Source organism: Streptomyces sp. TP-A0356, from assembly GCF_001417775.1.
Taxonomy (GTDB): domain Bacteria; phylum Actinomycetota; class Actinomycetes; order Streptomycetales; family Streptomycetaceae; genus Streptomyces.
On record NZ_BBZJ01000012.1, the window covers coordinates 455,068 to 467,409 of the forward strand.

Genomic DNA, 12,342 nt, shown 5'->3' on the forward strand with positions numbered 1-12,342 from the left:
CCCCGCAGGTAGCTTTCTCCTCGTTGGGGGGCGAAGTCCCGGACCACGAAACGGATGTGAACCGTGACCACGCCGAAGACCGCCGGGCAGGGCCCGGCCACGAGAAGCACGAAGGCGTCGCACCCGGCCTCCACGGCGAAGGCGTCGCACCCGGCCTCCACGGCGAAGGCGACGCAGCGGCCCGCCGACACACCGGCCGCGCAATCGCCGGGGAAGAGTCCCGCCGCCTCGGGCGGGCGCACGATCACCATCACCGTTCCGCCACTGGGCGACGCGGTCAGCAAGGCGGTCGACCTCGTGGCGCTCCCCGTGGCCACCGCCCGCCGCGTACTGCCCGCCAAGGGCGGGCTGCTCCTGTACGCGGGCCTCGGCGCGCTTGCGGTCGCTGGCGCCCTCGAGTGGCCGTTGGCCGTGGGTGTCGGCATCGGCTACGCCGTCCTCCGTCGCAACGGCCCGCCGGCGCCCACCACCTCCCGGTGAGGTCCTCGGCCGGGGCACCCGTGTTCGCCGGGCGACCCGCAACGGTGCGCTGCGGAAGGCATGAGCTCCTGGCGGCGACGCCTTACCGGCCTCGCGCGCTCGTGGCGGTCGAACCACGTACCGCTGCTGATCTCGGCGGTGCTCATCGCCCTCGTCACGGTCTCGGACATCGTGGCCCCGGCCGACATGGTCCTCGGCCCCCTGCTGGTGATCGCGCCCGCGCTCACCGCGTGGTTCGATGGCCCGTTGACGACCGGCGCCGTCGGGGGCTTGGTCGTGGCGGCCCAGGCGTCAGCCGGCCCAGGTGACGTGCGGGGCAAGGGCCTGCCCGCCATCGGTGAGGCCGCCCTGCTGCTCGGGGCCTTCCGCGAGGCTGCCCACGAACACGGCGCCCTGCCCCAACTCGCCGCCGCCCCTGGAGCGGAGCATGGCCCGCTACCTCGCCGACTTCGAGCCCGAGAGCGAAGCGGGGGAACGCTTAGTCACCGCTCTCCTGCTGCGCGACCTGCTCATGCACACGGACCGACGGCTCGTCGACGACGTCGCCCTGGTCGCCATTCGCCGCGCGCGACCACCCGGCCTCGGCCACCTCCTCGGGCGGCCCTGATCCCCACGGCACGCGCGTCCGCACGACGGCGCGCGGGACTCGTACCCGCCCTCGACGCCCGCCGGCCCTCGGTCGACCAGGCCGGGGCACCGATGCGACGGCGGAGACGGTGACCGGCGCGGGATGTCCAATCGCGCGATGCGACGGCGCAGTTCTCGGGGACCGATGGGCAGCCCGGTGGCGGTCGTCATCACCAGGTGGGGACGCGGCCGAGCCGAGCGGACCTGCGACTCGTACGCACCCGAGAACGTCGACACACGTGACCATCGCCGCCCGAACACCGATACTGCCGGGAGTGGCCCACCGCACACGGACCGCCGAGACCGAATACCGTCCTCACCCCTCCGGCCAGGCAGGGCACGGGTCGGAGGCTCAGCTGCCAGGCTCAGCAGGAGGCTCCCATGAAGATGTTGATCAACGTCCCGGAAACGGTGGTCACGGACGCGCTGCGGGGCATGGCGGCCGCGCATCCGGAGCTGATCATCGATGTGGAGAACCGGGTGATCGTACGGCGTGATGCCCCGGTCGCCGGACAGGTGGGACTCCTCTCCGGCGGCGGCTCCGGCCACGAGCCGCTGCACGGCGGCTTCGTCGGCCCGGGCATGCTGTCGGCGGCCTGCCCCGGCGAGGTGTTCACCTCACCGGTGCCGGACCAGATGGTGCGCGCGGCGGCGGCCGTGGACAGCGGCGAGGGCGTGCTGTTCATCGTGAAGAACTACACCGGTGACGTGCTGAACTTCGACATGGCGGCCGAGCTCGCCGAGGACGAGGGCATCCAGGTGGCGAAGGTCCTGGTCAACGATGACGTCGCCGTCACCGACAGCCTCTACACGGCAGGCCGACGCGGCACCGGCGCCACCCTGTTCGTGGAGAAGATCGCCGGCGCGGCGGCGGAGGAGGGACAGCCGCTGGAGCGTGTGCAGTCCGTCGCCCGGCAGGTCAACGAGAACTCCCGCAGCTTCGGTGTCGCCCTCAGTGCCTGCACCACGCCCTCCAAGGGCACCCCCACCTTCGATCTGCCGCCGGGTGAGCTGGAGTTGGGCATCGGCATCCACGGAGAGCCGGGGCGCGAGCGGCGCCCGATGATGACCGCACGCGAGATCGCCGACTTCTCGGTGCACGCCGTCCTGGAGGACCTGCAGCCGCGCAATCCCGTGCTGGTCCTGGTCAACGGGATGGGCGCCACCCCGCTCCTCGAACTGTACGGCTACAACGCGGAAGTGCAGCGGGTGCTGGCCGAGCGCGGTGTCCCCGTGGCCCGCACCCTGGTCGGCAACTACGTCACCTCCCTCGACATGGCCGGCGCATCGGTCACCCTGTGCCAGATCGACGAGGAACTGCTGCGTCTGTGGGACGCGCCGGTCAGTACACCGGCGCTGCGCTGGGGCAGGTGAGTGAGGTCAACGTCCGTACCACGCAAGGAGATCCAGTGCTCGACGCCGAGTTCTTCCGCCGTTGGATGACGGCGGCAGCCACGTCCGTCGACCGCGAGGCGGAGCGGCTGACCGCGCTCGACTCGCCGATCGGCGACGCCGACCACGGCAGCAATCTGCAACGCGGGTTCCGCGCGGTCACGGCCGCGCTGGAGAAGGAGGCGCCGGACACGCCCGGCGCGGTTCTCCAGTTGGCGGGCCGGCAACTGATCTCGACGGTCGGCGGGGCGTCCGGTCCGCTGTACGGCACGCTGCTGCGCCGTACCGGCAAGGCGCTCGGTGAGGTGGCCGAGGTCACCGAGGAGCAGCTGACGGACGCGCTGCGGGCGGGTGTGGACGGGGTCATGGCGCTGGGCGGAGCCGCGCCCGGCGACAAGACCATGATCGACGCCCTGGTGCCCGCGGTGGACGCGATGGGCACCTCGTTCCGGGCGGCGAGCACCGCCGCCGAGGAGGGCGCCGTCGCCACGACGCCGTTGCAGGCCCGCAAGGGCCGGGCGAGCTATCTGGGCGAGCGCAGCATCGGGCACCAGGACCCCGGCGCCACCTCCTCGGCCCTGCTGATCGCCGCACTCGTGGAGGCCGCCGATGAGTGACACCGGGGAGAAGCTGGTCGGCATCGTGCTCGTCTCGCACAGCGCCGCCGTCGCGGAGTCGGTCGCCGAACTGGCGAAGAAGCTGGCGGGCGGCGGTGCGGCCGTGCCCGTCGCCCCCGCGGGCGGCACGGTCGACGGCGGGTTCGGTACGAGCTCCGAACTGGTCTCCGCGGCGGCCGCCGCCGTGGACCGGGGAGCGGGGGTCGCCGTGCTCATGGACCTGGGCAGCGCGGTCCTCACGGTGAAGGCGCTGCTCGCGGAGGGCGACGAGCTTCCGGAGAACACCCGGTTGGTCGACGCTCCCTTCGTCGAGGGCGCGGTCGCCGCGGTGGTCACGGCCTCGACGGGCGCGGACCTGGCGGCGGTGGAGGCGGCGGCCACGGAGGCGTACGCGTACCGGAAGCAGTGACGGCACTGTTCCCGAAGCCGCTGCCGCCGCGCATGGGAGAGGGGCTGGACGGAAGACGGGATCGTCGTGCGGTCGGGGGGCCGGAGCCGCATCGGGCCCCGGCCCCTCGACGACATTCGCCGGCGCGGGATCAGCGACGACAGCGGACCGCGCCGTCGGCGCGAACTACCCTGGAGGACAGTCGAGTTCACGCCGCGTCGGGTACCAGCATACGTAGCCGGGGCGCGCACCGTCGAACACCACCCCCCTCTTGATGTGAGCGCGCCAGCCATGGGATACAGGTACAGACCAATCCCGTGGAGGGGGGCAGGCCGTGCGACGCGTTCCCGTGCCGGTGATCTGCGGTTCGGTCCTGCTCCTGGCCGCCTGCGCCGGGGGCGGCCAGAACGCCGGCGGAGGCGGACGGCTGCCGCCCGCCCCCACGGGACTGACCGCCGTGGCGGGCAGCGCGACAAGCGTGCACGTGATGTGGAACCGCGCCTCCGGCGGTCCGGACGTCACCGTCTACGAGGTATATCGCGGCACCACCAGGGTCAGGGAGGTGCCGGGTGCCGAACACATGGTGGACGTCACCCGGCTGGAGCCCTCCACGACCTACGTCTTCACGGTCCGGGCCCGCGGTGCCGACGGCACCCTCGGTCCGGCGAGCGGGGAGATCCGCGCCACCACTCCGGCCGCCGCCCCCGCCGACGAGCGGGCCCCCTCCCGACCCGGGCGGCCGAGCGGGAGGCCCGTCGGGAGCCGTGCGGTCCAGCTGGCCTGGGCGCGGTCGACGGACGACCGGGGCGTGGCGTCGTACGACATCTACCAGGGCGGCGCGAAGATCCACAGTGTGGGCGGCGGGCAGACGGCGGCCGTGGTCACCGGGCTCCGGCCGGGAACCCGATACGCGTTCACCGTCCGGGCCCGGGACGCGGCGGGCAATCTCTCGGCCGCGAGCGATGTGGTGCGGCTGACCACCGCGTCCGGCTCGGACGACGGGAGGGCAACCGCGCCGACCCGGTTCCGTGCGACGGCACACCGCGCCGACGGGGCGTACTACCTGGACCTGTCGTGGGTGCCGCCGGAGGCCGACGGAGTCATCACCGAGTATCAGATCGACCTGGACGGACAGCCGGCCACCTCGCTCGTCTGGGGCGGCGAGGTCCCGCGCGGCACGGCCACCTACAGCTTCTACGTCGGCCGGGACGCCGGGATCACGCACCGGGTACGGCTCCGCGCAAGGCTGCCGGACGGCACATGGGGCGGATTCTCGGCGGAGCGGACGGTGACCACGGGCCGTTAGTCATGGTCGGCGGGCAGTTCCCCGAACTCGCCCAGGGCGTGGGTCAGCCACCCGATCCAGAAGGTCTCCAAGTCGATACCGGCCCGCAGCACGAGGTGCTGGATGCGGTCCTGCGCCGAGTCCCTGCCGGGTCCGAAGTCGCGCCTCTCGATCTCCTGGTACTCGGCCAACTGCCGTTCGTGCAGGGCGAGATGGTGGCGCAGATCCGCCTCGATGCCGTCGGTGCCGACGACCGCCGCGGCACGCAGTCGCAGCAGCAGGGCGTCCCGCGCGGGCTTGGGGTCCTGGGACGCGGCCGTCCAGCGGGCCAGCTCGGCGCGGCCCGCCGGCAGGACCTCGTACGACTTCTTCTGCCCGCGGGCGGGGTGCTCGGTGGGCAGGGCACGGATCAGGCCGTCGCTCTCGAGCCGTCCCAGCTCCCGGTAGATCTGCTGGTGGGTCGCCGACCAGAAGTAGCCGATCGACCTGTCGAACCGACGGGTCAGTTCGAGCCCCGACGAAGGCTTCTCCAGCAGGGCGGTCAGGATCGCGTGCGGGAGTGACATGAGGCCATCCTAGGGAGGCGGCGTACGGCTCCTACAGCCCCGCGGCCAGCTCCGTGCCCTGCTGGATCGCGCGCTTGGCGTCCAGCTCGGCCGCCACGTCGGCGCCGCCGATGAGGTGCGGCGCCCGGCCCGCGGCCACCAGCTCCTCGTACAGGTCGCGGCGCGGCTCCTGGCCGGTGCACAGGACGATCGTGTCGACCTCCAGGACCCGGCTCTCGCCGTCCACGGTGATGTGGAGCCCCGCGTCGTCGATCCCGTCGTAGCGGACGCCCGGGATCATGGTGACCCCGCGGTGCTTCAGCTCCGTGCGGTGGATCCAGCCGGTGGTCTTGCCGAGCCCCGCGCCGACCTTCGACGTCTTGCGCTGGAGGAGGTGGACGGTGCGCGGCGGCGCGGGCCGCTCGGGCGCGGCGAGGCCGCCGGGGGCGCGGTAGTCCATGTCGACGCCCCAGTGACGGAAGTACGTCGCCGGGTCCTCGCTCGCCTTGTCGCCGCCGTCGGTGAGGTATGCGGCGACATCGAAGCCGATGCCGCCGGCGCCGAGGACGGCGACGCGTTCACCGACGGGCGCGCCCCCGCGCAGCACGTCGAGATACCCGAGGACGCTGGGGTGGTCGGCACCGGGGATCTCGGGGGTGCGCGGGGTGACACCGGTCGCGACGACGATCTCGTCGTATCCGGCGAGGTCGTCGGCCGCGACGGGGGTGTCCAACCGGACGTCCACGCGGTGCAGTTGGAGCTGGGCGCGGAAGTAGCGCAGCGTCTCGTCGAACTCCTGCTTGCCGGGGACCTTGCGCGCGACGTTGAGCTGGCCGCCGATCTCGCTCGCGGCGTCGTAGAGCGTGACGTCGTGCCCGCGCTCGGCGGCGGAGACGGCACAGGCGAGTCCGGCGGGCCCGGCACCGACCACGGCGACCTTCTTGCGCAAGCGGGTCGGCGACAGGACCAGCTCGGTCTCATGGCAGGCGCGCGGGTTGACCAGGCAGGAAGTGATCTTCCCGCTGAAGGTGTGGTCGAGGCAGGCCTGGTTGCAGCCGATGCAGGTGTTGATGGTCTCCGGGCGGTCCGCCGCGGCCTTTGCGACGAAGTCGGGGTCGGCGAGCATCGGGCGGGCCAGGGAGACCATGTCGGCGTGCCCCTCGGCGAGCAACTGCTCGGCGAGTTCCGGGGTGTTGATGCGGTTGGTCGTCACGAGCGGAACCGACACCTCGCCCATGAGCTTCTTGGTCACCCAGGTGTACGCGCCGCGGGGCACGGAGGTGGCGATGGTGGGGATCCGGGCCTCGTGCCAGCCGATGCCGGTGTTGATGATGGTCGCTCCGGCGGCCTCGACCGCCTGGGCGAGCGTGACGACCTCGTCGAGGGACGAGCCGCCGGGGACGAGGTCGAGCATGGAGAGCCGGTAGATGATGATGAAGTCCTCGCCGACCGCCTCGCGGACACGGCGCACGGTCTCGACCGGGAAGCGCATCCGGTTCTCGTACGAGCCGCCCCAGCGGTCCTCGCGCCGGTTGGTCTGCGTGGCGATGAACTCGTTGACGAGGTAGCCCTCGGAGCCCATGATCTCGACGCCGTCGTACCCGGCCCGGCGGGCCAGCCGGGCGGCGCGCGCGTAGTCGTCGATCGTCTGCTCGACCTCGGCGTCGGTGAGCGCGTGCGGCACGTACGGGCTGATCGGGGCCTGGAGAGCGCTCGGCGCGACAAGGTCCTGGTGGTAGGCGTACCGGCCGAAGTGGAGGATCTGCATCGCGATCCTGCCACCCTCCCGGTGCACGGCCCCGGTGACGACGGAGTGCTGTTCGGCCTCCGCCTCGGTGGTGAGCTTGGCGCCGCCCTCATAGGGGCGCCCGGCCTCGTTGGGCGCGATGCCGCCGGTGACGATGAGGCCCACTCCCCCGCGCGCCCGGGCCGCGTAGAAGGCGGCCATGCGCTCGAAGCCGCGCTCCGCCTCCTCCAGGCCCACGTGCATCGAGCCCATGAGCACGCGGTTGGGCAGCGTGGTGAAGCCCAGGTCGAGCGGGGTCAGCAGATGCGGGTAGCGGCTCATCGGGCCCTCCGTACGGCGTGTCGTGCGTCTGTTGTAGACGACGACACCTCGATTGTGCAACTAGTTGCACAATCGGAAGCGGGCCGGAGCGGCCGGCGGGTACGGGAGACGGTCCCGGGGACGCCGCCGAGCACACCCGCGGCGAACGGGACTCGTCCGTCCTGGGCGCCGACGCCTGGGCCCGGGCGGCCGCGGTCGGGGCCCCCTCCTCGCCGTCGACGGCGGCATCGACGCGGCCGGTCACATCGGCATGGCGGAACGGCCGGCAGGCACCGTGGTGCACGGCCGGCCCACGGTCGTCGAAGGAACCGCGCACTACCCCGGCAGGGAGCTGCCCGGCGCCTTCGACGCGATCGTGCGGGACTTCCTGGGCTGGCTGGAGCCCTGACGCCGGGTGCCTATCAGGACGTTGGCGTACAGCTCCGCCGAGACCGCGAGCCGGACGTCGAGTCCGCCCTGTCCGAACGCCTCCACGGCGAGGGCGACCTGGCGTTCGCTCGTCTCGACGAGCAGCAGGCCGCCGGGGGCCAGCCATCGGGGCGCCTCGGCGGTGACCCGGCGCAGGACGTCCAGGCCGTCGGGGCCCCCGTCGAGGGCGACGAGGGGCTCGTGGTCACGGGCCTCGGACGGCAGCAGCGCGACCTGGTCCGTGGGGACGTAGGGGACATTGGCGGCCAGGATGTCGACGCGGCCGCGCAGGTCCTCCGGGAGGGCGTCGAACAGGTCGCCCTCGTGGACCCGCCCGCCGTACGCGGCGAGATTGCGGCGGGCACAGCGCACGGCAGCCGGATCGATGTCGGCGGCATGGACTTCCGGGCCCCTGAGCCCGGCCGCCAGGGCGGCGCCGACCGCGCCCGAGCCGCAGCACAGGTCCACGACGAGGGAGGCGTTCCGGCCGAGGGCGAGGGCCTGTTCGACGAGGAACTCGGTGCGGCGGCGGGGCACGAAGACACCGGGAGCCACGGTGACGCGCAGTCCGTGGAACTCGGCCCAGCCCAGGACCTGTTCGAGGGGCAGCCCGGCGACGCGGCGGTCGACCATGCCGACGGCCTCTTCCGGCGTGCGGGCGGTGGAGAGGATCAACTCCGCCTCGTCCTCGGCGAAGACGCAGCCGGCGGCACGAAGCGTGGAGGCGACACTGGAGAGCTGGAGTGGTGGCATGGAGCCGAGGAGCCTTCCGGTAGACCGAAGGGCGCCCTCGCGGTCACCTGGCGGCGGCGACCGCGCTGTCCTGAGGTGAGAGCACCCGATCCGACACTGCGAGAATGGGTCTCACCTCCTCGGCCACGACCCGGCAGGGACGATCCCCGGCCGGCACGGTCACCTTAGCAGGAGCGGTCAGACACCGACCGTCTCCTCCACCTCTTCCTCGGCCGCTTCGGCCTCCTGGAGGGGCCGCGGCTCGGCTGCGGCCGCGCGGGCACGCCCGCGTTCCACGGCTCCCGCCACCGCGGTGACCGCGAGACCTCCCAGCAGCCAGGCGGCCAGCGTCCGGACGTCGCCCGCGAGTCCGTCGCTCCCGAAGTACAGCAGGCTCCGGATGCCCTCGACGAATCCCGCGCCGTTCCAGAAGGCGTGCAGGGCGCCGAAGAAGCCGTTCTGCAGCTCGGGCCGGAACAGACCGCCGGAGCTGGTGAAGTTGAGCATCACGAACAGCACCATCATCGCGAGGGTCGTCCAGCGCTTGAGGAAGGTGTGCAGACCGACGCCGACGAAGAGGACGCCCGCCGAGTAGAGCCAGCTCATCCCCCACAGGGTCGCCAGGTCGTGGTGGGCGAGGTGGAAGACGGGCCCGGCGAGCAGGGTGCCGATGACGCCGACGACACCGGAGACCCCGACGGCGAGCAGCGCCCGTACGCGCATGGGCAGCGCACCGCCCGCGGCGCCGAGCGCGGCGACGGACGCGTACGAGCCGATACTCACCGCGATCCGCAGGAAGAACAGCCCCTGGCCCGTGGGGTCGTCGCCGACCGGCGGGGCCACGTCGGTGACCTTCAGCGGCACGTCCTGCCGGTATACGACGGGCGTGAAGACCTTCTCGACGGCCGTGGCTCCCGTGTCCGACGCGGCCGTGGCGACGACGAGTTCGGGCGTCCTGGCGCTCGGGACGTACGCGCCCGTGATGTCCCGGGACCTGAGCAGACCGACCGCCTCGGAGCGGGTGGCGACGGTACGGACGTCGAGCTTGTCGCCCGCCCGGTCCTTGACCGTCTGCGCGAACACCTTCACCTCGGGTCCGGCGCCGACCACGGCGACGGGCAGATGGTTCGGCTCGGGCGTCACGAAGGCGCCCATATAGGCGAGCCCCATACCAAGGCACATCAACAGCGGGGTGACCAGGTGTGTCAGCACATGGCGCAGTGCCGGCGAGCGCAGGACGGCGAGCACACCGGCCGGGCTCCCGGCGGCCCGGTGGATCTCGGGGCCACCGGCCCGGCGACTGGCTGACATCGAGGGGACCTCCAAATGGTTGGCTAATACAACTCTCACTTCAAGTTGTACTATACAACCAGAGCGGCGAGGGAGGTCCCGTGAAGGCAGCCGAGGGGTTCGACGAGACCGTTGTCACAGAGCACGATGCCGCCGCGTCCGTGGGCGACGCGGCCCTGGAGACCATTCAGCGCGAGATGACGGCGTTCGCCCGCCGCGCCCGGGCCTCGGCCGGACGCATGCATCCGGAGCTGTCCCTGGTCTCGTACACGCTGCTCAGCCATCTGGAGGAGAGCGGCGGCTGCCGTGCGACCGACCTGGCCACGCACTACGCGCTGGACAAGTCCACGGTCAGCCGGCAGGTCGCCGCGCTGGAGCGGGCCGGGCTGATCGAGCGGCGGCTCGACCCCGACGACCACCGGGTCCAGGTACTGCATCCGACCGAGGCGGGCACGCGCATCCTCGCCCAGGTCACCGAGAGCCGCCGGGAGGCGTTCCGGGAGCGGCTCGCGGACTGGCCGGAGCAGGACCTGGAACGGTTCGCGGCCTACCTGCTGCGGTACAACGCGACGGCGACCGGCCCGCCGGCCGGTCGGTCGGACGCGCCGGACGACTGACGCGTGTTCGGCGCCCGGCGGTTCCCGGGGCAGCTCGTCCCGGCGGCGGGCGGGCGCCGACACCCTCCTCCCTCCAGGGCACGCCCCTTGCCGGACGCCCCTCGATGTGGTGCCTCAGATCCCCACGGCCTGCTCGTCCGCCAACGGCTCCGGAATCCTCGCCGAGAGGAACTTCGTGGTGCGGCGCAGCCGGAAGCCGAGGGACTCATAGAGCCGGATGGCGTTGGTGTTGCCCGCCCCGGTGTGCAGGAACGGAGTCTCGCCGCGCTCCCGGATACCGTGCGCGACCGCCAGGATCAGCCGGGTGGCCAGCCCCTGGCCCCGGAAGGCCGGGTCGGTGCACACGGCGCTGATCTCGGTCCAGCCCGGCGGGTGCAGCCGCTCGCCCGCCATGGCGACCAGGGCGCCGCCCCGGCGGATGCCCAGGTAGGTGCCCAGTTCGATGGTGCGCGGCAGGAACGGCCCGGGCTGGGTGCGTTCCACCAGGTCCAGCATCTCGGGCACGTCGGCCGGGGTGAGCCGTACGGCTTCCGGATCGGGCGCCGCGGCGATCCCGTCGTCGACGAGCTGCACGCCGTCGAGGGCGAAAGTGATCTCCCAGCCGTCCGGGACCTCCCCGCGGAAGCCGGGCAGCGGGGCCTCGGCGCCCGGGCCCGCGAGCGCCGCGAGGTCGGCCCAGTCGCCGGCGTCGGGCTCGTCGGGCAGGCCGACCCACGGCGAGACGTCCAGGGGGTAGCGCAGGACACGGCCCCGGCGCTCGGCGAAGTGGGCGTGGGGGCCGGTCAGCGAGGCGAGCGCCGGGTTGTCGAGGACGTGCCGGGTGCCGCTCATGCGCCGACCTCGATCACGATCTTGCCGCGGGTGTGGCCGTCCTCGACCGCGCGGAGGGCTTCATCGGCCCGCTCCAGCGGGAAGGTCCGGGTGACGTACGGGTTCAGGTCGCCGCGCCGAACCAGTTGCGCAACCTCGTCGAGCACGGCCGCGGTGCGGGCCCGGACGACGCGCGCGCCGCCCAGCCGCTCGACCTCCTGGGCCAGTGCCCCCGCGGTGATCAGCCGCGTGCGATCGGTCAGCAAGGTCGCCGCCTCCTCCAGCGCGTCACCGCCGACGAGGTCGTAGACGCCGTCGACGCCGTCCGGGGTGGCCGCCCGCACCCGGGCGGCGAGGTCCGGGCCCGACGGCACGTGCACCGCGCCGAGCTGCTCGACGAAGTCCTTCTTGCCCTCGCTCGCCGTTCCGACGACGCGCAGCCCGAAGGCGCGCGCGATCTGCACCGCGGCCACACCGACACCTCCGCCGGCACCCGTGACCAGCAGGGTCGCGCCGGCGGGCAGGCCGAGACCGCGGATCCCGTCGTAGGCGGTGGCCGCAGCGACCGGCAGCACCGCGGCGTCCGTGAGGGACAGCCCGTCCGGCACGTGCGCGGTCACCGTCGCCGGCAGCAGCGCGTACTCGGCGTAGCCGCCGCCCACGGTGTTGCCGAAGACGGCGTCCCCGACGGCGAAGCCGCTCACCCCCTCGCCGACCTCCTCGACGAGGCCCGCGGCCTCGCTGCCGAACACCACGGGGAAGGCGGGCGTGCCCGGGTCGCCGGGGCGCCGGTAGCCCGAGCGCAGCTTCCAGTCGACCGGGTTCACGCCCGCGGCGCGCACCGCGACGAGGACCTGTCCGGGGCCGGGGCTCGGCCGCTCCACCTCGACGAACGCCTCGGTCTCCGGGCCGCCGTGGCGGGTGTATGCGTACGCCTTGGGCATGTCCTGTTCTCACTCTCCTTCTTCGCGGGCGCCGGACCACCGGTCGCAGGAGCCACCGGTACCGGCCACTACCGGCAAGGGAGATCGTCGGGCGGCTATTCCCGGGCCGCCGGAGAGTTCATACGCCCGCAATGATCGC

At 72.9% G+C, this 12,342-nt stretch carries 14 protein-coding genes; 7 read left to right on the forward strand and 7 right to left on the reverse strand.

Annotated elements, in window-relative coordinates; translation table 11 throughout:
* Positions 1 to 63: 63 nt before the first annotated feature.
* A complete protein-coding gene (locus ASC56_RS02030) occupies positions 64 to 480 on the forward strand; it encodes a hypothetical protein (protein ID WP_107309151.1) in 417 nt (138 codons plus the stop codon).
* Between the two features lie 291 nt (positions 481 to 771).
* Here the strand turns inward: ASC56_RS02030 and ASC56_RS43020 are convergent, their stop codons facing one another.
* Complete coding sequence (locus tag ASC56_RS43020; protein WP_371330021.1) at positions 772 to 909, reverse strand: hypothetical protein; 138 nt, start codon at positions 907 to 909, stop codon at positions 772 to 774.
* Between ASC56_RS43020 and ASC56_RS43025 the strand changes: the two genes are divergently transcribed.
* The 5 genes from ASC56_RS43025 to ASC56_RS02055 all read left to right on the forward strand — a co-directional run bounded on the left by ASC56_RS43025 (position 908) and on the right by ASC56_RS02055 (position 4,810).
* On the forward strand, positions 908 to 1,087 hold the full coding sequence (locus ASC56_RS43025; protein ID WP_055489354.1) for a hypothetical protein: 180 nt from the start codon (positions 908 to 910) through the stop codon (positions 1,085 to 1,087). The two genes, ASC56_RS43020 and ASC56_RS43025, sit on opposite strands and share 2 nt — an antisense overlap.
* A gap of 401 nt (positions 1,088 to 1,488) precedes the next feature.
* A complete protein-coding gene (gene dhaK, locus ASC56_RS02040; protein ID WP_055489355.1) occupies positions 1,489 to 2,481 on the forward strand; it encodes a dihydroxyacetone kinase subunit DhaK in 993 nt (330 codons plus the stop codon).
* 35 nt (positions 2,482 to 2,516) lie between these two features.
* Positions 2,517 to 3,116, forward strand: a complete 600-nt coding sequence (gene dhaL, locus ASC56_RS02045; RefSeq protein WP_055489356.1) for a dihydroxyacetone kinase subunit DhaL — start codon at positions 2,517 to 2,519, stop codon at positions 3,114 to 3,116.
* The gene (locus ASC56_RS02050; RefSeq protein WP_055489357.1) at positions 3,109 to 3,525 is read left to right on the forward strand and encodes a PTS-dependent dihydroxyacetone kinase phosphotransferase subunit DhaM; all 417 of its coding nucleotides are present in this window, start codon (positions 3,109 to 3,111) and stop codon (positions 3,523 to 3,525) included. The genes dhaL and ASC56_RS02050 overlap by 8 nt, the downstream gene beginning before the upstream one ends.
* Before the next feature lie 313 nt (positions 3,526 to 3,838).
* Complete coding sequence (locus ASC56_RS02055) at positions 3,839 to 4,810, forward strand: fibronectin type III domain-containing protein (RefSeq protein ID WP_234376814.1); 972 nt, start codon at positions 3,839 to 3,841, stop codon at positions 4,808 to 4,810.
* Here ASC56_RS02055 and ASC56_RS02060 read toward each other — a convergent pair.
* From ASC56_RS02060 to ASC56_RS02075, 4 genes are all read right to left on the reverse strand, one after another.
* Positions 4,807 to 5,355, reverse strand: coding sequence for a PadR family transcriptional regulator (locus ASC56_RS02060; protein ID WP_055489358.1), 549 nt, complete (start codon positions 5,353 to 5,355; stop codon positions 4,807 to 4,809). The genes ASC56_RS02055 and ASC56_RS02060 overlap by 4 nt on opposite strands.
* A 31-nt stretch (positions 5,356 to 5,386) precedes the next feature.
* The gene (locus ASC56_RS02065; protein WP_055489359.1) at positions 5,387 to 7,402 is read right to left on the reverse strand and encodes an FAD-dependent oxidoreductase; all 2,016 of its coding nucleotides are present in this window, start codon (positions 7,400 to 7,402) and stop codon (positions 5,387 to 5,389) included.
* Positions 7,403 to 7,717: 315 nt separating this feature from the next.
* Positions 7,718 to 8,563, reverse strand: coding sequence for a putative protein N(5)-glutamine methyltransferase (locus tag ASC56_RS02070; RefSeq protein ID WP_055489360.1), 846 nt, complete (start codon positions 8,561 to 8,563; stop codon positions 7,718 to 7,720).
* A gap of 177 nt (positions 8,564 to 8,740) precedes the next feature.
* Positions 8,741 to 9,778: a hypothetical protein gene (locus ASC56_RS02075; RefSeq protein ID WP_055489642.1), complete on the reverse strand. Its 1,038-nt coding sequence runs from the start codon at positions 9,776 to 9,778 to the stop codon at positions 8,741 to 8,743.
* A 155-nt stretch (positions 9,779 to 9,933) separates the two neighbouring features.
* Between ASC56_RS02075 and ASC56_RS02080 the strand changes: the two genes are divergently transcribed.
* Positions 9,934 to 10,449, forward strand: coding sequence for a MarR family winged helix-turn-helix transcriptional regulator (locus ASC56_RS02080; RefSeq protein ID WP_055489361.1), 516 nt, complete (start codon positions 9,934 to 9,936; stop codon positions 10,447 to 10,449).
* A 114-nt stretch (positions 10,450 to 10,563) separates the two neighbouring features.
* Here ASC56_RS02080 and ASC56_RS02085 read toward each other — a convergent pair whose 3' ends face one another.
* Positions 10,564 to 11,280, reverse strand: coding sequence for a GNAT family N-acetyltransferase (locus ASC56_RS02085; RefSeq protein ID WP_055489362.1), 717 nt, complete (start codon positions 11,278 to 11,280; stop codon positions 10,564 to 10,566).
* Positions 11,277 to 12,203, reverse strand: a complete 927-nt coding sequence (locus ASC56_RS02090; RefSeq protein ID WP_055489363.1) for an NADP-dependent oxidoreductase — start codon at positions 12,201 to 12,203, stop codon at positions 11,277 to 11,279. The genes ASC56_RS02085 and ASC56_RS02090 overlap by 4 nt, the downstream gene beginning before the upstream one ends.
* Between the last annotated feature and the right edge of the window lie 139 nt (positions 12,204 to 12,342).